Source organism: Cryobacterium shii, assembly GCF_004402595.1.
Classification (GTDB): domain Bacteria; phylum Actinomycetota; class Actinomycetes; order Actinomycetales; family Microbacteriaceae; genus Cryobacterium; species Cryobacterium shii.
The window spans coordinates 58,156-73,445 of the sequence record NZ_SOFY01000084.1; the positions used below are offsets into that span (position 1 = coordinate 58,156).

The 15,290-nt window shown below is 66.0% G+C and carries 19 protein-coding genes and 3 pseudogenes; 15 read left to right on the forward strand and 7 right to left on the reverse strand.

Annotated features, from left to right (window positions below; all coding sequences use genetic code 11):
- Positions 1-69 precede the first annotated feature (69 nt).
- The 3 genes from E3O49_RS15495 to E3O49_RS15505 all read right to left on the reverse strand — a co-directional run bounded on the left by E3O49_RS15495 (position 70) and on the right by E3O49_RS15505 (position 1,390).
- Positions 70-339, reverse strand: a complete 270-nt coding sequence (locus E3O49_RS15495; RefSeq protein WP_166787131.1) for an SHOCT domain-containing protein — start codon at positions 337-339, stop codon at positions 70-72.
- Between the two features lie 67 nt (positions 340-406).
- Positions 407-1,003 carry a sulfocyanin-like copper-binding protein gene (locus tag E3O49_RS15500; RefSeq protein ID WP_134365885.1) on the reverse strand — a complete coding sequence of 199 codons (597 nt, stop codon included), beginning with the start codon at positions 1,001-1,003 and terminating at the stop codon, positions 407-409.
- A gap of 18 nt (positions 1,004-1,021) precedes the next feature.
- Positions 1,022-1,390 (reverse strand): hypothetical protein, encoded by a 369-nt coding sequence (locus E3O49_RS15505; protein ID WP_134451869.1) that lies wholly within the window; start codon positions 1,388-1,390, stop codon positions 1,022-1,024.
- A 573-nt stretch (positions 1,391-1,963) separates the two neighbouring features.
- Here E3O49_RS15505 and E3O49_RS19095 point away from each other — a divergent pair.
- Positions 1,964-2,176: a multicopper oxidase domain-containing protein gene (locus E3O49_RS19095; protein WP_420898209.1), complete on the forward strand. Its 213-nt coding sequence runs from the start codon at positions 1,964-1,966 to the stop codon at positions 2,174-2,176.
- Here the strand turns inward: E3O49_RS19095 and E3O49_RS15515 are convergent.
- The 3 genes from E3O49_RS15515 to E3O49_RS15525 are packed head-to-tail and all read right to left on the reverse strand — an operon-like array spanning position 2,173 to position 4,372.
- Positions 2,173-2,592 (reverse strand): DUF302 domain-containing protein, encoded by a 420-nt coding sequence (locus E3O49_RS15515; protein ID WP_134365882.1) that lies wholly within the window; start codon positions 2,590-2,592, stop codon positions 2,173-2,175. The genes E3O49_RS19095 and E3O49_RS15515 overlap by 4 nt on opposite strands.
- A gap of 59 nt (positions 2,593-2,651) precedes the next feature.
- Entirely contained in the window at positions 2,652-4,103 is a 1,452-nt protein-coding gene (locus E3O49_RS15520; protein ID WP_134365881.1) for a multicopper oxidase family protein, read from the reverse strand.
- A complete protein-coding gene (locus E3O49_RS15525) occupies positions 4,100-4,372 on the reverse strand; it encodes an SHOCT domain-containing protein (RefSeq protein WP_134365880.1) in 273 nt (90 codons plus the stop codon). The genes E3O49_RS15520 and E3O49_RS15525 overlap by 4 nt, the downstream gene beginning before the upstream one ends.
- A gap of 326 nt (positions 4,373-4,698) precedes the next feature.
- Between E3O49_RS15525 and E3O49_RS15530 the strand changes: the two genes are divergently transcribed.
- The 10 genes and pseudogenes from E3O49_RS15530 (at position 4,699) to E3O49_RS15565 (ending at position 12,536) form a co-directional block, all read left to right on the forward strand.
- Positions 4,699-4,956, forward strand: coding sequence for an SHOCT domain-containing protein (locus E3O49_RS15530; protein ID WP_134365879.1), 258 nt, complete (start codon positions 4,699-4,701; stop codon positions 4,954-4,956).
- A gap of 245 nt (positions 4,957-5,201) precedes the next feature.
- Positions 5,202-6,458 (forward strand): annotated as a pseudogene (locus tag E3O49_RS15535) (IS1182 family transposase); the annotation flags it as partial.
- A 307-nt stretch (positions 6,459-6,765) separates the two neighbouring features.
- On the forward strand, positions 6,766-7,998 hold the full coding sequence (locus tag E3O49_RS15540; RefSeq protein ID WP_338145006.1) for an AMP-binding protein: 1,233 nt from the start codon (positions 6,766-6,768) through the stop codon (positions 7,996-7,998).
- On the forward strand, positions 7,995-8,345 hold the full coding sequence (locus tag E3O49_RS18935; protein ID WP_338145007.1) for an AMP-binding enzyme: 351 nt from the start codon (positions 7,995-7,997) through the stop codon (positions 8,343-8,345). The genes E3O49_RS15540 and E3O49_RS18935 overlap by 4 nt, the downstream gene beginning before the upstream one ends.
- A complete protein-coding gene (gene pdhA, locus E3O49_RS15545) occupies positions 8,342-9,343 on the forward strand; it encodes a pyruvate dehydrogenase (acetyl-transferring) E1 component subunit alpha (RefSeq protein ID WP_134365318.1) in 1,002 nt (333 codons plus the stop codon). Before E3O49_RS18935 ends, pdhA begins: the two co-directional genes overlap by 4 nt.
- A gap of 13 nt (positions 9,344-9,356) precedes the next feature.
- Positions 9,357-10,338, forward strand: a pseudogene (locus tag E3O49_RS15550) (alpha-ketoacid dehydrogenase subunit beta).
- A 28-nt stretch (positions 10,339-10,366) separates the two neighbouring features.
- Positions 10,367-10,441 (forward strand): annotated as a pseudogene (locus E3O49_RS17255) (hypothetical protein); the annotation flags it as partial.
- Positions 10,442-10,481: 40 nt separating this feature from the next.
- Positions 10,482-11,225 (forward strand): 2-oxo acid dehydrogenase subunit E2, encoded by a 744-nt coding sequence (locus E3O49_RS15555; RefSeq protein WP_241978612.1) that lies wholly within the window; start codon positions 10,482-10,484, stop codon positions 11,223-11,225.
- Positions 11,222-11,464, forward strand: coding sequence for an acyl carrier protein (locus E3O49_RS15560; protein WP_134365319.1), 243 nt, complete (start codon positions 11,222-11,224; stop codon positions 11,462-11,464). Before E3O49_RS15555 ends, E3O49_RS15560 begins: the two co-directional genes overlap by 4 nt.
- Positions 11,465-11,585: 121 nt before the next feature.
- The gene (locus E3O49_RS15565; protein ID WP_179954742.1) at positions 11,586-12,536 is read left to right on the forward strand and encodes a sigma-70 family RNA polymerase sigma factor; all 951 of its coding nucleotides are present in this window, start codon (positions 11,586-11,588) and stop codon (positions 12,534-12,536) included.
- Here E3O49_RS15565 and E3O49_RS15575 read toward each other — a convergent pair.
- A complete protein-coding gene (locus E3O49_RS15575; protein WP_160141132.1) occupies positions 12,533-12,781 on the reverse strand; it encodes a hypothetical protein in 249 nt (82 codons plus the stop codon). The two genes, E3O49_RS15565 and E3O49_RS15575, sit on opposite strands and share 4 nt — an antisense overlap.
- 89 nt (positions 12,782-12,870) lie before the next feature.
- Between E3O49_RS15575 and E3O49_RS15580 the strand changes: the two genes are divergently transcribed.
- The 4 genes from E3O49_RS15580 (at position 12,871) to E3O49_RS15595 (ending at position 15,277) form a co-directional block, all read left to right on the forward strand.
- Complete coding sequence (locus tag E3O49_RS15580; RefSeq protein ID WP_160141133.1) at positions 12,871-13,767, forward strand: D-hexose-6-phosphate mutarotase; 897 nt, start codon at positions 12,871-12,873, stop codon at positions 13,765-13,767.
- A gap of 199 nt (positions 13,768-13,966) precedes the next feature.
- The gene (locus tag E3O49_RS15585; protein WP_255578699.1) at positions 13,967-14,413 is read left to right on the forward strand and encodes an Asp23/Gls24 family envelope stress response protein; all 447 of its coding nucleotides are present in this window, start codon (positions 13,967-13,969) and stop codon (positions 14,411-14,413) included.
- 15 nt (positions 14,414-14,428) lie between these two features.
- The gene (locus tag E3O49_RS15590; protein ID WP_134365324.1) at positions 14,429-14,695 is read left to right on the forward strand and encodes a GlsB/YeaQ/YmgE family stress response membrane protein; all 267 of its coding nucleotides are present in this window, start codon (positions 14,429-14,431) and stop codon (positions 14,693-14,695) included.
- Between the two features lie 171 nt (positions 14,696-14,866).
- Positions 14,867-15,277, forward strand: a complete 411-nt coding sequence (locus tag E3O49_RS15595; protein WP_134365325.1) for a DUF4383 domain-containing protein — start codon at positions 14,867-14,869, stop codon at positions 15,275-15,277.
- Positions 15,278-15,290 lie beyond the last annotated feature (13 nt).

Here is a 15,290-nt window from a genome sequence, read left to right on the forward strand (position 1 = left end):
CCGGCGGCTTAGGGACCGCCTAGCCGCCGAGGCGGACCCGAGCTCAAGGAACTCGTTGAGAGAGAACTTTTATCGGGCCTTTTCGTCGATTACTTTCAACCGTTCCCGGTATTCCGTGGCGTCCAATTCGCCCTTCGCGAAGCGATCATCAAGGATTTGACGCGCTGGACTCCGCTCGCTTTTCCCTGAGACGACCGAAGTGTTTCCGCGTCGACCTGCGCGATCGGTACCGCCCGCAAAAGTTCGCACGGCCAAGACGATCAGCAAGACGATCGCGACCATCATGAGGAGCCCGACTGGCCACCCCCACGCCATGTTGTATCCGTTTCCCCACATCATTTTCTTTGTGCTCCTTCGTTTTTCGCGTTGTTGTTGATTGTGATCGCCCGGATCCCGGGCCTCTTATTTAGGAGACCGTCAGCTCGCTGTACATTCCGGCCGAATAGTGTCCGGGGAGGTTGCAGACGACTTCGTATAGTCCCGGCGCCAGCTTCAACGTGGCCCAGCTGGAGGCCCCGGGAGCGATTCCCTCGCCGGCGCCAGAACCGCAGGTCGAGGACGCCTCGCCGAGACTACCGGCCTCGTCTACATTGCCGTTACCAGACAGGGGTCGGGTGCCGACGGCCTGAGAATCAGGCAGGGGCAGAACGACCAGCTCGTGGCTGATGCTGCCATCATTCGTGGCCAGAAAAGACACAGTCCCGTGACTGATGTTCGCATGATCAAGGCTCAGGCGCATCGCTCCACCGGGCATCCACCCATTGCCACCACCGGACATCATGCCGTTGCCGTTGCCCATCCTGGCGCCTCCCATATTCGACAGGGCCACGTTCACGACGGTGCCAGACGGCCGCGGGGCCGGGCATGAAGATCCAGAGCCGAGCCAGGAGGCGGCTTGCCCACCGTTGAGCGCACTGACTGCTCCCACCGACAGCCCGGTCAGACCAACCGCTGCCAGGAGGCCGCCGGTGATCGCCGTTGCAATTAAAGTTTTCTTTCGCATGATGTACTCCTCCAACGTCTAACGTCTGGTCGTTTCCATTCCTGAGCCCGTACGCGTGCCCGTGCCCGTGCCCGTGCCCGTGCCCGTGCCCGTGTGCATACCCATACCTGCACCAAATGCCGCGCCCATTCCCTCGCCCGGGCTGTGGGCCGTGTTCACCATCGTGTCGATGCGGCTCTTCATCTCTGCAACGGCGGCCGCCCTCTGATCAGGTGTCAGCGTGTTGGCGGCGTCGAGATTAGTCTTGAACGCCGCGACCATGGCGTCTTCAAGCCCAGATACTGATTTGCCCTGAGCCTGGGCGGCGTCCGCGAGGGACTTGCCCGACTGCATCTGGTCCTGCAGCTCGGTCTGGCTCAGGCCGAGGTAACTCGCGACGGCGGTCATGGGCGAATTCTGGCCGGAAGCCATCCCGGCCATATGGCCGAACGTGTGGTGGCCAACGGGTGACGAGGACGTCGATACAGGCTGTGGAGTCGGCCCTGAGCCGGTAGCCGCCTGCGCGGCGACAACGCCGCCAGATACAAGCGCTCCTGCAAGTCCGAGTCCCGCCAGCCCCAAGGTCATGCTCTTCCGATTGAACTTCATCTTTCCCAGCCCCTTTCGCGTTTAGCCACCTAGTTGGTGTCTACACACCAGCATGCAGACCGCGCATGAAGCTTCGGCCCCTGGGAGTGTGAAGGTTTGATGAAACGCGCCGGCCGAGCTGCAACCGAAAACAGCACCACCTGGTTCGCAAGGGTGACGCCCACGCTCCTTGAAAAAAGTCTTCTCCCAAGCTGCACTGTCCCCAACGTGCCATTGCGCGCAATGCGGAGTGGTTCAACGCTCGCGGAAGAGAACTAATTGGACGCGACCAATGGGCGCCCGCGACGCTTTGACATGAAGAACCCGCTCGCGGGTTCCTTCGACATCGCAGTCAACGAGCGCGTCCAAGTTAAGGTCGTCTATGAAACCAAAATGTGGCACCCATGCATCCACACGGGCACACGTTCCAGCTCGCCGGGACCGGTGCAAGAAGACGACACAGTCATCGTCTGTCCAAAGGAATCAGTGACATTCGAGTTCCAGGCGGACAATCCTGGGCAGTGGCTCACCCGCTGTCGGCGACCTGCTGGTCGAACCATGCGTCTAGCCGATCTGCGTCGCTGGACCGGCCGAGCCAGACTCTAGCTCCGCGCTTCGGCCTGGAGGGTTTTCAGGGCTGAGCGAAGGCGAGTATCGGCATCGGTGGCAACCTCTTGAATCGCCGAGGAATCGCTGAGCTGCACCATGGTCTGCGGGTCGATTGCCTGGACCACGGTCACCGTGGCATCTGGGCCACGCCGAACGACAACATTACAGGGCAGCAGTAAGCCCATGTCCGGTTCAGCGGTGAGGGCGCGTTGAGCCAGCACCGGATTGCAGACGCCGAGAATGACGTAGTCGCCGAGAGTCTGAGCGCTTTCGACCCCCAATTTGGCTTCGAACGTGGATCGGACATTGATTTCCGAGAGGACGCCGAAGCCCTGTTCGGTCAGCAATTCTCGAGTTCGCTGCACCGCTTCTTCGTAAGGCAGGGCGACTGTGACGGTATGTGCGTAACTCATGGGGTTCTCCAATGATTGTTTCTTTGATTGCGCTATAAAACAGTGTGTTCGCGACGGGTTTAGGTCGCTTCGATGATGCCCATCATTCCTTGGTCTTCGTGGTCGAGGATGTGGCAGTGGTACACCGTGGTACCGGCGAAATCGTCAAAGGAGATGCGCACTCTGGCGCTACCGTTCGCGGGCACGTTGACTACGTCCTGCCAGATGACACCTTTCACGGGGCGGCCTGCTTGTTCGATGAGCTGCATCGGCCAGACGTGCAGGTGGAACGGATGATCCATCGGACTGGTGTTGGTGAGCGTCCATTCCTCGACGGAACCGCCCCGCACCTTCACATCTACCCTCGATGGATCAAAGGGGTTTCCGTTGATTGTGAAGCTCATCATGCCCGAGCCCATGCCTCCACCACCCATTCCCATGGCAAGGGTCAGTTCTCGTCTCGCTGTGACCGTGGCGGTTCGAAGATCGCGGGGCGCGGTCTGCTCGGGCACTGGGGCAGGGGCGGCAGCTTGCGCTCCGGTGACGTTCAGGGTGAGCAGGTCCGCGCCCGAGGACGCGACCTGGGTGCCGCCCATCATGCCCGAAGCGGCGCCCCTGTCCACGGGAAGCGTACGCAGAATCGATGCCCCGGCCGTTGTAGTAACAAGGAGATCGGCCCGATTGCCTGGCGTGAGGACGATCTCCTCAACATCCTGCGGACTCGCGAAGCGCCCGGAGTCCATCCCGAGCAGTTGCAGGTGTTGTCCGTCCAAACGCAGCCGAAGGTATCGGGAAACGCAGGCGTTGATGATTCTCCACCGTTCGCGTTCCAACGGTCGGACATTCAGGCGCGGGGTGAGCTGACCGTTGACCAGGACCAAGTTGCCTTCCCTGCCAGCCATTCGATCCATCGGGGAAACCGTCTGAACCCTCCCTGACCCGTCAAGGCTGACGTCTGAGATGACCAGGATTCGTTCCCGGCTGACCGGGATGGGGTTAGGGTCCTCGACGACGATCGCCCCGTACAGGCCGCCAAAGACCTGGTCAGCTACCATCCCGTGGTGATGGGGGTGATACCAGAAAACGCCCGGCGGGTGATTCTCCGGCAGCAGGTACTCGTACTCGAAACCAGTGCCCGCCTCAACAGCAACGAAAACATTGTCGCTATTACCCTCCGGGGAGACATGCAGGCCATGAACATGCAAATTGGTGGCAACGCTCAAGCCATTTCGAAGGCTCAGGCTCAGCCGATCACCCGGGCGGAGGAACAGGGTCGGCCCGGGAAGACCACCGTTGTAGGAAAGCGCCCTCGCCTGCCTGCCGGCGATCCGCACCTGGCCCTCAGCCGCTTCGAGTTGCACCTGCAATCGACCGTTGGCGCTTCGGAGCAGTTGCGGTTCCACAAACTTCGGCCCTGCGACGGGACTCGACCCGGAATTCCAATCCCAGAGTAAGCCAGTCCCGCCGACAACGGTCCCTGCAACGCCCAAGCCGCCCAGCACGAGCACGTTTCGCCTGGAAAGGGGCTTCACGGCTTGCTCTCACCGAGCACGCTCAACCGTTCCTGATATTGCTCGGTGGGCACCTCGCCATTGGCGTAGCGCTCATCGAGGGCCTGTCGGGCAACGCTCTTCGCAGGCCGAGCAGGCAAGATCCCCGCGTCTTCAGCCGAGGCGTCCCGGCGTGATCTACTGCCGAAGGACCGTACGGCCCAGATCACGAGAAGCACAACTCCAGCGGCCACCGACAGTCCCAATATTCCGCCCCAGCCCTGCATGTTGAACCCGTTTCCCCACATCATCCTGTGACTCCTTCAACATTCGCTGCGCGATGGCCCGGTGTGCCCGTCGCCCTGCTTCCACGCTATTTTGGAAATACCCCGTTGGGTATATTGCTCTTCTTTTCGGATGATACTCCCGGCCAGTTCCGGGTCGAGGGCTCCGGCTCCGGCTACAGCTACTCCGGAGTGGGCGGGTTGAACGCGTTGATCGGTATCGTGCCCACGACGGCGTCAACGCCGGTCACCATCGGATCCCAACTCCAACTGGTCTCAGGGTATTTGATACCTCTCGAGGTATCATCACGCGTGACAGGCGTAACACACCTGCAAGAAAAGAGGAGTGGGCCATGATGTGGGGATACGGCGGGAATATGGGCTGGTCGTGGCTGTTTGGGCTGCTCCTGGTGATCGGAATCGTGTTGCTGATCGTGGTTGCCGTGCGAGTGTTCAGCCGAGGCGGCAATCGAGGCGGCGACCCGGGTGCAACTGGACCGGACCCTCGTCGGAGCCGGGCTCGTCAGATTCTCGATGAGCGATACGCCAAGGGTGAACTGACGGCCGAGCAGTACCGTGAACAGGCCCAAGTCCTCGGCGAGAACCGATAATGGGACGGATACGGACGCAGATTCGGCGCCGATTCGCCGCAGTTCTGAAGTCTCGAGGCAATGGCGCTTAAAAACCTGTTGCGGGTGCCCGTGAGACGAGACTTGCTTGAATCGCGTCTAGGGGCGTGGGTCAGTAACGGCAAAGTTTAAAACGCCGCCGGATTTCCCGTCCTTGGCCGTGGGGTCTGGGGGAACTTGAGCACGTTGACTTGGTCGTGGATGACGGGGTCGAAGCTGGCGCGGGCGTGAACAAGCGATTCCGGGCGTTCGAGCCGGCGGCGGTGATGTTGGTACCGCCGTCGTTGGATGAGTGGCTGCCGCAGAATCACCTCTCCCGTTTCATCGCGGACATCGTCGAAACCCAGCTGGATCTGAAGAAGTTCTACGCGTCCTACGCGAAGACGAAGGGCCAGCCGCCTTACGACCCTCGGCTGATGGTCCGTGTCCTGCTTTACGGGTATTGCGTGGGTGTTCGGTCGTCACGGGAGTTGGAACGTGTCTGCGTGGATGTGGTCGCGTTCCGTTGGCTGGCCGCGCAGCAGGCGCCGGATTTTCGCTCCATCGCCCGGTTCCGCAAACGGCACCTTTCCAGCTTGGGGAACGTGTTCTTGCAGGCGTTGGAGCTCTGCCGCGCCGCCGGAATGGTGTCATTAGGGCAGGTCGCGTTGGACGGCACCAAAGTGCGCGCGAACGCGTCCCGGCGCAAGGCCATGAGTTACGCCCGCCTGACGGAGAAACAGAAGGTCCTCGCCGACGAGGTCTCCGCCCTGCTGGCTGACGCCGACGCGATTGATGACGCTGAGGATGCCCGTTTCGGGAAAGACAAACGCGGCGATGAGTTGCCGCCGGAGCTCGCGCGGCGGGAGTCACGCCTGGTGAAACTGGCTGAGGCGCGCGCCGCGTTGGAGGCAGACGCGGCCGCGCGGGCTCGAAAAGACGCGGAGAAGAAGGCCCGGGACAAGGGCGATGATGACGACGTGGTCTCGAAGAAGGGTGATGACGCGGCAAAGAACGCGGTGGTCGCTCCGAAGGCTCAGCGCAACTTCACCGACCCGGACGCTCGGATCATGAAGACCGCCGATGGGTCCTTCCACTACACCTACAACGCGCAGGCCATCGTTGATGCGGACCATCAAGTGATCGTCGCGACGACGCTGACGAATATTGCCGTGGACGTTGAACAGGTCGTGCCGATGATCGAGAAACTCCACGCCACGATGGGTACTCTCCCCGCCGAAGTGCTGGTGGATGCCGGGTATTGTTCAGCAGCAAACTTGGACTACGCCAAGACCGTGGAAGCCGCGAGCGACGGGCGGACTGAGTTCTTCATCGCGACCGGCCGGGTGAAGCACGGGGAACGTGTTCCAGATGTTCCTCGGGGCCGGATCCCCGCTGACGCGACGTTGCGCGAACGCATGGCGCGGAAGCTGAAGACGAAGAAGGGCCGCGCGGCCTATGCGCGGCGGAAGGCAATCGTGGAGCCCGCTGCGGCCAAATCGGCCCGGATCTTGTCGAATCAACTTCGAATAGGCGTTACTGGCACACGCTCCTAGCCGCCGCGCCCCGGCGGGGGTTTCATGGGCTCATGACAGCCGGAACCGAGTCGTCGACACACTGGCCCACGATCCGAAAGGACGTCCCCAGCCTCCGTGTGGCCCCGAACCTCCTCGACTACGAGAAGACCCGCGCCACATTCACCTGGGACGAGGCCCGCCGCGGCCTGTCGGGGCTGCCGGGCGGCCAGGGCCTCAATATCGCCTACGAAGCCGTCACCGGCATGCCGCGGGCCCCCGCGCGCACCGGGAGGCCTTGCGCTTCATCCGGGCCGACGGCACGAGCCACTCCCTCACCTACGCCGAGCTCCTCGAGCAGACCAGCCGCTTCGCCGGCGTGCTGCGGGGCCTCGGGATCGAGCGCGGTGACCGCGTCTTCTCCCTCACCGGTCGCATCCCGGAACTGTACGTCGCAGTGCTGGGCACGCTCCGGCACGCCGCCGTCTTCTGCCCGCTGTTCTCGGCGTTCGGCGCCGAGCCCGTGCGCCAGCGACTGGAACTGGGCGGAGGCAGGGCACTGATCACAACGCGGGCGCTGTACCGCAAGAAGGTGGCGCCGATCCGGGACCGGCTGCCGCAGCTGCAGCACGTTCTCCTGGTCGACGCCGCGGATGAACCGGAACCGGGCACGCTGGACCTGGCGGCGCTGATGCGCGAGGCGCCGCCCTACGGGGAGATCGCCGAAACGCACCCCGAGGACATGGCCCTGCTGCACTTCACGAGCGGCACCACGGGCACTCCCAAGGGCGCGATCCACGTTCACGACGCCGTGACCGCCCACTTCGCCACCGGCCGCTTCGCCCTCGACCTGCATCCCGACGACATCTATTGGTGCACCGCGGACCCCGGCTGGGTCACGGGCACCTCCTACGGGGTGATCGCCCCGCTCGTGCACGGCGTGACCAGCATCGTCGACGAGGAGGAGATGGAAGCGGACCGGTGGTACCGCATCCTCGCCGATCAGCGGGTCAGCGTCTGGTACACGGCGCCGACGGCTCTGCGGATGCTGATGAAGGCCGGCACGGAGCGGGCCACCGCCCACGACCTGTCCGCACTGCGATTCGTGGCGAGCGTGGGCGAGCCCCTCAACCCCGAGGTCGTCGTGTGGGGTCAGGAGGCGTTCGGCCTGCCGGTGCACGACAACTGGTGGCAGACCGAGACCAGCGGAATCATGATCTCGAACTACGTCGCCACCGAAGATCCGCCCGGGCTCGATGGGCCGCCCCCTGCCCGGCGTCGAGGCCGCCCTGGTTCAGCGCGACGAGCAGGGCACACCCGTCATGCGGGGCGCCGAACCCGTGCTGGTGACCGAACCGGATGCCGTGGGAGAGCTGGCCCTGCGCCCCGGCTGGCCCTCGATGTTCCGCGGGTACCTCAACGAGGAGGAGCGCTACCGCCGGTGCTTCGTGGGCAGCTGGTACCTCACCGGCGACCTGGTCCGGAGGGACGCGGACCTACTGCTGGTTCGTCGGTCGCGGGGACGACGTGATCAAGTCCTCCGGCCACCTGATCGGCCCCTTCGAGGTAGAGAGCTCACTGATGGAGCACGCCGCGGTGGCCGAGGCGGCCGTGATCGGAATCCCGGACCCCGTCGCCGGCGAGGTGGTCAAGGCGTTCGTCGAACTGCACCCGGGCTGGGAGCCCGCCGAGGCACTGCGCCTGGACATCATCGGTTTCGCGCGAAAACGCCTCGGCCCGGCCGTGGCACCGCGGGAAGTCGAGTTCACGACGACGCTGCCGAAGACCCGCAGCGGCAAGATCCTGCGCCGCCTGCTGAAGGCCAGGGAGCTCGGCCTGCCGGAAGGGGACACGTCGACCGTGGAGGTACCCCGATGATCGATGAGTTCACCGCGAGACGGGTCACGGCCGACCCGGAGCGGGCCCGCCACCTGCTGCTGCAGATGCTGCGGGCGAGGCGGTTCGAGGAGAAATGCGTCGAGCTGTACAGCGCGGCCAAAATCCGCGGATTCATGCACGTGTACATCGGCGAGGAGGCGGTCGCGGCCGGGGTGATGGCGGCACTCGAACCGGAGGATGCGGTACTGGCCATCTATCGGGAGCACGGCCACGCCCTGCTGCGCGGAGTGTTGGCGGGAGCAATCCTCGCGGAGATGTACGGCTACGAACAAGGATGCTGCCGCGGCCGGGGTGGGTCGATGCACCTCTTCGACGCGGCCACCCGCTTCTACGGCGGCAACGCCATCGTGGCGGGCGGCCTGCCCCTGGCGGTGGGCCTGGCCCTCGCCGACAAGATGGCGGGTCGCGACCGCGTCACCGTCTGTTTCTTCGGGGAGGGCGCGGTCGCGGAAGGGGAATTCCACGAGAGCATCAACCTGGCCGCGCTGTGGCAATTGCCGGTGCTGTTTCGCTGCGAGAACAATCTGTACGCCATGGGCACGGCCCTCGGGCGCTCGGAATCCCAGACGGATATCGCGTTGAAGGCGGCCGCCTACGAGGTTCCCGCCTGGCCCGTGGATGGGATGGACGTGCTCGCCGTCGAGGAGACGGCCCGGCGGGCGGTGCACATGGTCAGAGCCGGCGGCGGCCCGCACTTCCTGGAGCTGAGCACCTACCGGTTCCGGGCGCACTCGATGTATGACCCCGAGCGCTACCGGGAGAAGGCCGAGGTGGCCACCTGGTTGGAGCGCGACCCCATCGACCTGCTGCGCGCGGCGCTGGAGGCGGCCGGCGAGCTCCCGGCGAAGACGTGGGCGGCGGTGCAGGGGGAGGTCGACTCGGAGGTGCAGGCCGCCGTCGAGTTCGCGAAGGCCGGCACACCCGAGCCGGTTGAGGACCTCACCCGGTTCCTCTACACCGAGCGAGGCCCGAAGTGACGGGGATGCCGACATGAAGACGACCTACCGCGAGGCGATGCGCGCCGCGATCCGTGAGGCGATGACGCGCGATGACCGGGTCTTCCTGATGGGCGAGGACGTTGGGCGGTACGGCGGCTGCTTCGCGGTGAGCCTCGGGCTGCTGGAGGAATTCGGCCCGGAACGCATCCGTGACACCCCGCTCTCGGAGTCGGGTTTCGTCGGGGCCGGGATCGGCGCCGCGCTCGGCGGGATGCGTCCCATCGTCGAGATCATGACCGTCAACTTCAGCCTCCTGGCGCTGGACCAGATCATGAACAACGCGGCAACCCTCCGGCACATGTCGGGCGGGCAGTTCAGCGTTCCGCTGGTGATTCGCATGACGCCCGGCGCCGGGCGCCAGCTGGCCGCGCAGCACTCGCACAGCCTCGAGGGCTGGTACGCCCACATCCCGGGGCTGCGCATCCTCACCCCGTCGACCCTGGAAGACGCCCGCGGGATGCTGTGGACCGCGCTGCAGGATCCCGACCCGGTGCTGATCTTCGAGCACGGCTCGCTCTACAACGTGGCCGGGGAGATCGCCGACGACGCCGGCGCGGTCGACATCGACACCGCCGCCGTGCGCCGATCCGGCCGGGACGTGTCCCTCATCACCTATGGCGGCACCCTGCAGATCACGCTCGACGCCGCCGAGCCGCTGGCGCAGGAGGGCATCGACGCCGAGGTTTTCGATCTGCGCACCCTGCGCCCCCTCGACGACGCCGCGATTCTCGCCACCGTCGCGCGCACGCACCGCGCCGTCATCGTGGACGAGGGATGGCGCAGCGGCAGCATCTCCGCCGAGGTGAGCGCGCGCATCACCGAGTCGGCCTTCTTCGACCTGGATGCGCCGGTCGGCCGGGTCTGCAGCGTGGATAGTGCCGCTGCCCTACGCCAAGCACCTGGAACTGGCCGCACTCCCCTCCGTCGACCGCGTCGTCGCCGCGGCCCGGGAGGCGGTGGGCACCCATGGGTGACTTCCTGATGCCCGCCCTCGGCGCGGACATGGATCACGGCAAGGTGGTCGAGTGGCTGGTCAAGCCCGGCGACTACGTGCACCGCGGAGACATGGTCGCCGTCGTGGACACGGAGAAGGCGGACATCGACGTGGAGTCCTTCGATGAGGGGGTCGTCGCGGGCACCCGCGGCCCCGCGCGCCCCGTCCCCGCGGGTGATGACGCCGGCGGTCGCCGCGGAGCGGGCGGCCGGCCTGCGCCGCGCCGTCGGCGCACTGATGGCCCGCTCGAAGAAGTCCATCCCGCACTACTACCTGAGCACCACCCTGGACCTGCGGGCCGCGCTCGCGTGGATGGAACAGGTCAACGCGGGTCGGCCCGTCGCGGAACGCCTGGTCCCCGCCGCGCTGCTCCTGAAGGCCTGCGCGCTGGCCGCCCGCGCCGTGCCCGAAGTGAACGGCTTCTACACCGACGGCGCCTTCAGGCCGAGCGCCGCCGTTCACCTGGGCGTGGCCGTGTCCCTGCGCCAGGGCGGCCTGGTCGCCCCCGCGATCCATGACGCCGACACGCTCTCCCTCGACGTTCTGATGGCCCAGCTGCGGGACCTCGTCGGCCGCGCCCGTGCCGGGCGCCTGGCGCGTGCCGAGATGGCAGATCCGACCATCACGGTCACTAATCTCGGCGACCTCGGCGTCGAAAGCGTGTTCGGGGTCATCTACCCGCCGCAGGTCGCCCTGGTGGGCCTCGGCCGGGTGGTCGAACAGCCGTGGGCGCACAACGGATTGCTCGGCGTGAGGCCCGCGGTCACGGCCACCCTGTCCGCCGACCACCGGGTCAGCGACGGGTTGCGCGGAAGCCGATTCCTGGCCCAGGTCGAAGAATTGCTGCAGGCACCGGAGGAGCTATGAACGAACAGGATGCTCGCGCGGCCGTCTACGCCGCCATCGGCCAGGTCGCGCCGGATGTCGACACGGACGATCTGGATGAAAATGCTCGGCTGAGGCAGGATCTCGAACTCGACTCCCTCGATTTCCTGCGGCTGATCGAGACCATCGCGCAGGCGACCGGCGTCGATACCCCCGCGCGGGACTACCCCCGGGTCGCGACCGTGAAAGGCCTGGTCGGCTATGTCCAGGCCCACGGCTGAGCCGGACAAGCCGAATGCCGTTTCCGAGCATTATTCGGTTTCTCGAGGTCCGCGTCAAGTCCCTCGACGGGATGAGGCGTGGGCTGTGTACTGATGTTCCAGCCCGAACTGGAGGAGACTCATGACGATCACCGCACGCCAGCCATCCATCGCCACTTACAACCGTGCCGCCACGGATGCGTTCGGTGATTACCTGAGGAAGATCGGCGCCGTGGCGCTCCTCACCGCCGAGGACGAGGTCGACCTCGCCCGGCGGATCGAAGTCGGCCTGTTCGCCGAGGAACGCACCGAGCGAGCCGAGCCGGGCGCGCTGGAACCCTCACTCCTGCGTGAACTCGCGTGGCTCGCCCACGACGGCCACCGTGCGAAGAACCGCTTCATCGAGGCCAACCTTCGCCTGGTGGTCAGCATCGCCAAGCACTACTCCGGACGCGGCATGCCGATCATGGACCTCGTGCAGGACGGCAACATCGGCCTCGTCCGCGCCGTCGAGAAATACGACTTCATGACCGGCTTCAAGTTCTCCACCTACGCCACCTGGTGGATCCGCCAGGCCATCCACCGCGGCATGGCCGACAAATCCCGCATGATCCGCATCCCCGTGCACACCGCGGAGAAGCTCAACAAGATCAAGCGCATCCGCCGAGACCTCACCAGCACCCTCGACCGCGAACCCACCATGCAGGAGTTGTCCGACGCCTCGCAGATCCAGGTGGTCGACGTGATGAGGCTGCTCCGGTACGACAACGAGCCGATGTCGCTGCAGGCCCCCGTCGGCGACGGCCTCGGCGACATCTCCGAACTGATCATCGACGATGACCTGCCCCAGCCGGAGGAGCACGCCGTGCTGACCATGCGGGCCACCGACATCGGCTTCTACCTGAACGCACTGCCCCCGCGCGAACGGTCGATCCTGACCGCCCGATTCGGGCTGACCGGCGGCGCACCGCAGACGCTCGACCAGATCGCGGTCGTGCAGGGCGTCACCCGGGAACGGGTGCGGCAGATCGAGAAGCGCGCCCTCGCCCTCCTCAAGGTGCCCTGCCTGGAGCAGTACCTGCGGGACTACTAGCCCAGCCGGCCCCGAGTGCGGCGGCCCCCGGCGAAATACGCGAGGGGGCCGATGAAGTTCACCCCGATGACGAGGGCCCAGACCACCTTCGGCCCGTTCACAAGCGCCGCCGGCCGGGCGGCGAGGTCGCGCCACGCTGCGGCCGCGAGGGCGAACTGCACGGATGCGCCCACAATCGCCCCGACCCGTTGCCGCGGGCTCAGGTCACGCCAATGCCGCACCTTCTTCTTCTTCTTCTTCTGCACACCCCCACGCTACTCCCCGACGCCAGCGGGGACCACGCCCGGCTTGCGCGCCGACTGGCCCGAGCGCGGGAAGCTGCGAAACTGTCACTATGCCCTTCGCACCTCCTGTTCCCGCGTCCCTGCCGGCATCCGTTGAGGTCGGCCTCGGTTCGGGCGGCCTGCCGGTTGTGCGCGTGGCCGGCCGCCAGGGTTCGGCCGAGATCTACCTGCACGGGGCCCAGGTCACCGCGTGGACTCCGGCCGGCGGGCGGCCCGTTCTGTGGCTGAGCGCGACCAGCCGGTTCCTGCCGGACGCGGCCATCCGCGGCGGGGTTCCGATCTGCTTCCCCTGGTTCGGGGCGAAGGCGGGGGCTCCGTCCGCCGCCGCGCACGGGTTCGCCCGGCTGACGGAATGGGAATTCGTCGACGCGCAGGAAGCCGGCGACGACGTGGTGCTGACCTTCCGACTGGGCGATACCCCGGCCACCCGCGCTTCCGCCTGGCCGCACCGGTTCGAGGCGCTCTACACGGTCACCGTCGGCACCCGCCTGGCCCTCGCCCTGCGGATCACCAACCTGGAACCGGAGGCCGTGACCTTCGAAGAGGCGCTGCACACCTACCTGCGGGTCGATGATGTGCGCGATGTGCGCGTGGCCGGTCTCGAGGGCGCTCCCTTCCTCGATCAGCTGGCGGGTCTCACCGAGGTCCCAGGGGCAAGCGAGCCCGTACGGTTCGAGGCGGAAACGGACCGGATCTACCTCGGCACTGACGCCGCCGCCACGGTGATCGACCCGGCGGGCCACTCCGTCACCATCGAGAAGCGCGAGTCGCACAGCACCGTCGTGTGGAACCCCTGGGCTGCCAAGGCCCGGTCGATGTCCGACTTCGGCGACGAGGAGTGGACCGGGATGGTCTGTGTGGAGACCGCGAACATCCGCGGGGATCTGGTTCGGCTCGAACCCGGCCAGAGCCACACGATGACCGCCGTTCTGGCGGCCGTGGCCTGATGCACCGATGCCCGTTCCGCCCCGCCCTAAAACTTTTATTCGCATCCGCGTGACGAAAGTCGCTCGCGGCACGTCCTATCAGTGCACTGCCCGGTTGGCGTTCGCGTGAACCGGTATCACCTTCCCAGATCGGAGCTCCACCATCGTTGACACCAGCGCATCCGCACAGAACCCGGTCACCGGGCCAGGCGAAACCGTCATCACTGACGGCGTCGTCGCCAAGGTGGTCGGCATCGCGGCAAATCAGGTGCCCGGTGTGCACGCGCTCGGCGGTAGCGCCGCGCGCGCCCTCGGGGCGATCCGCGAAGCCTTCAGCGGCGCGGACCTCTCCCCCGGGGTGAGCGTCGACGTCGCCGACGGTCGGGTATCGGCGACGATCTCCATCGTCGTCGAGTACCCGCACGAACTGCGGAAGGTCGCGGACGATGTTCGCGCCGCCGTCGCCACCGCGATCGAGACGATCGTCGGGATGCAGGTCGGCCCGGTCGATGTGACCGTCAAAGACGTGCACCTCGCCGCGGACGACAGCAGCGACGACAGCGACGCTGACGACAGCAATGCTGACGACAGCAATGATGACGACAGCAATGCTGACGCTAGCAGCGCGGACGACACCCGCAGCGCCAATCACGATTCCACAGAATAGAAAAGGACAAGACACATGAGCTTCATCGGATTCCTCATTCTCGGCCTCATTGCCGGCGCAATCGCCAAGGCGATCCTCCCGGGCAACCAGGGCGGGGGCTGGATCATCACGTTGATCCTCGGCGTGGTCGGCGCCTTCCTGGGCGGTTTCCTCGGCTCGGCAATCTTCGGGGTCGACCTGGCCGGCTTCTTCTCGATCCAGACCTGGCTCCTCGCCATCGCCGGCTCAATCATCGTGCTGCTGGTCTACGGTGCACTGGCCGGCCGTCGTCGCCGGGCCTGATCCCCAGCTTTAAAACACAGAACGGGCGCACCCTCCGCGGAGGGTGCGCCCGTTCTGTGTTTGTGCAGTCACCGCACCGGGCAATCACCGCACCGGCCAAACCGAATCCCCGATGATTCCGAACAGTTACCAAGCACGGCGGGACCGTGACAACTACCGGAGGTCATTCTCATGCGCACATCACCCAACCGACTCATCGCCACCGTCTTCGGCGCCGTCTACCTGCTGGTCGGACTGCTCGGCTTCGCCGTCACCGGCGGCGTCAGCTTCTTCGCCACCCAGGGCGGGCTGCTGCTCGGCATTTTCGCGGTCAACCCCCTGCACAACACCGCCCACCTCCTGATCGGCGCCGCCCTGCTGATCGCCGGCGTGTCCACCGTCTCCGCGGCCAAGGCCGTCAACACCACGGTCGGCGCCGTGTACCTGCTGCTGGGAATCGTCGGGTTCTTCATCGCGAGCACCGCGCTGAACATCCTCGCCCTGAACACCGCCGACCACTTCCTGCATCTGGCCAGCGCCATCGTGCTGCTCGGCGCCGGGCTCGCCGCGGACAAGACCGCTGCCCGCACGGTCACCGCGTAACCGGCAGCCGCGC

What these genes read in the sequence shown, in the direction of transcription:
- E3O49_RS15515 (WP_134365882.1), bottom strand. Translation starts at nt 2,592, where the DNA reads ATGAGTTACGCACATACCGTCACAGTCGCCCTGCCTTACGAAGAAGCG.
- E3O49_RS15565 (WP_179954742.1), top strand. Translation starts at nt 11,586, where the DNA reads ATGACGATCACCGCACGCCAGCCATCCATCGCCACTTACAACCGTGCC.
- E3O49_RS15495 (WP_166787131.1), bottom strand. Translation starts at nt 339, where the DNA reads ATGATGTGGGGAAACGGATACAACATGGCGTGGGGGTGGCCAGTCGGG.
- E3O49_RS15525 (WP_134365880.1), bottom strand. Translation starts at nt 4,372, where the DNA reads ATGATGTGGGGAAACGGGTTCAACATGCAGGGCTGGGGCGGAATATTG.
- E3O49_RS19095 (WP_420898209.1), top strand. Translation starts at nt 1,964, where the DNA reads ATGTGGCACCCATGCATCCACACGGGCACACGTTCCAGCTCGCCGGGA.
- pdhA (WP_134365318.1), top strand. Translation starts at nt 8,342, where the DNA reads ATGATCGATGAGTTCACCGCGAGACGGGTCACGGCCGACCCGGAGCGG.
- E3O49_RS15560 (WP_134365319.1), top strand. Translation starts at nt 11,222, where the DNA reads ATGAACGAACAGGATGCTCGCGCGGCCGTCTACGCCGCCATCGGCCAG.
- E3O49_RS15595 (WP_134365325.1), top strand. Translation starts at nt 14,867, where the DNA reads ATGCGCACATCACCCAACCGACTCATCGCCACCGTCTTCGGCGCCGTC.
- E3O49_RS15505 (WP_134451869.1), bottom strand. Translation starts at nt 1,390, where the DNA reads ATGACCGCCGTCGCGAGTTACCTCGGCCTGAGCCAGACCGAGCTGCAG.
- E3O49_RS15500 (WP_134365885.1), bottom strand. Translation starts at nt 1,003, where the DNA reads ATGCGAAAGAAAACTTTAATTGCAACGGCGATCACCGGCGGCCTCCTG.
- E3O49_RS15530 (WP_134365879.1), top strand. Translation starts at nt 4,699, where the DNA reads ATGATGTGGGGATACGGCGGGAATATGGGCTGGTCGTGGCTGTTTGGG.
- E3O49_RS15580 (WP_160141133.1), top strand. Translation starts at nt 12,871, where the DNA reads ATGCCCTTCGCACCTCCTGTTCCCGCGTCCCTGCCGGCATCCGTTGAG.
- E3O49_RS15555 (WP_241978612.1), top strand. Translation starts at nt 10,482, where the DNA reads ATGAGGGGGTCGTCGCGGGCACCCGCGGCCCCGCGCGCCCCGTCCCCG.
- E3O49_RS15590 (WP_134365324.1), top strand. Translation starts at nt 14,429, where the DNA reads ATGAGCTTCATCGGATTCCTCATTCTCGGCCTCATTGCCGGCGCAATC.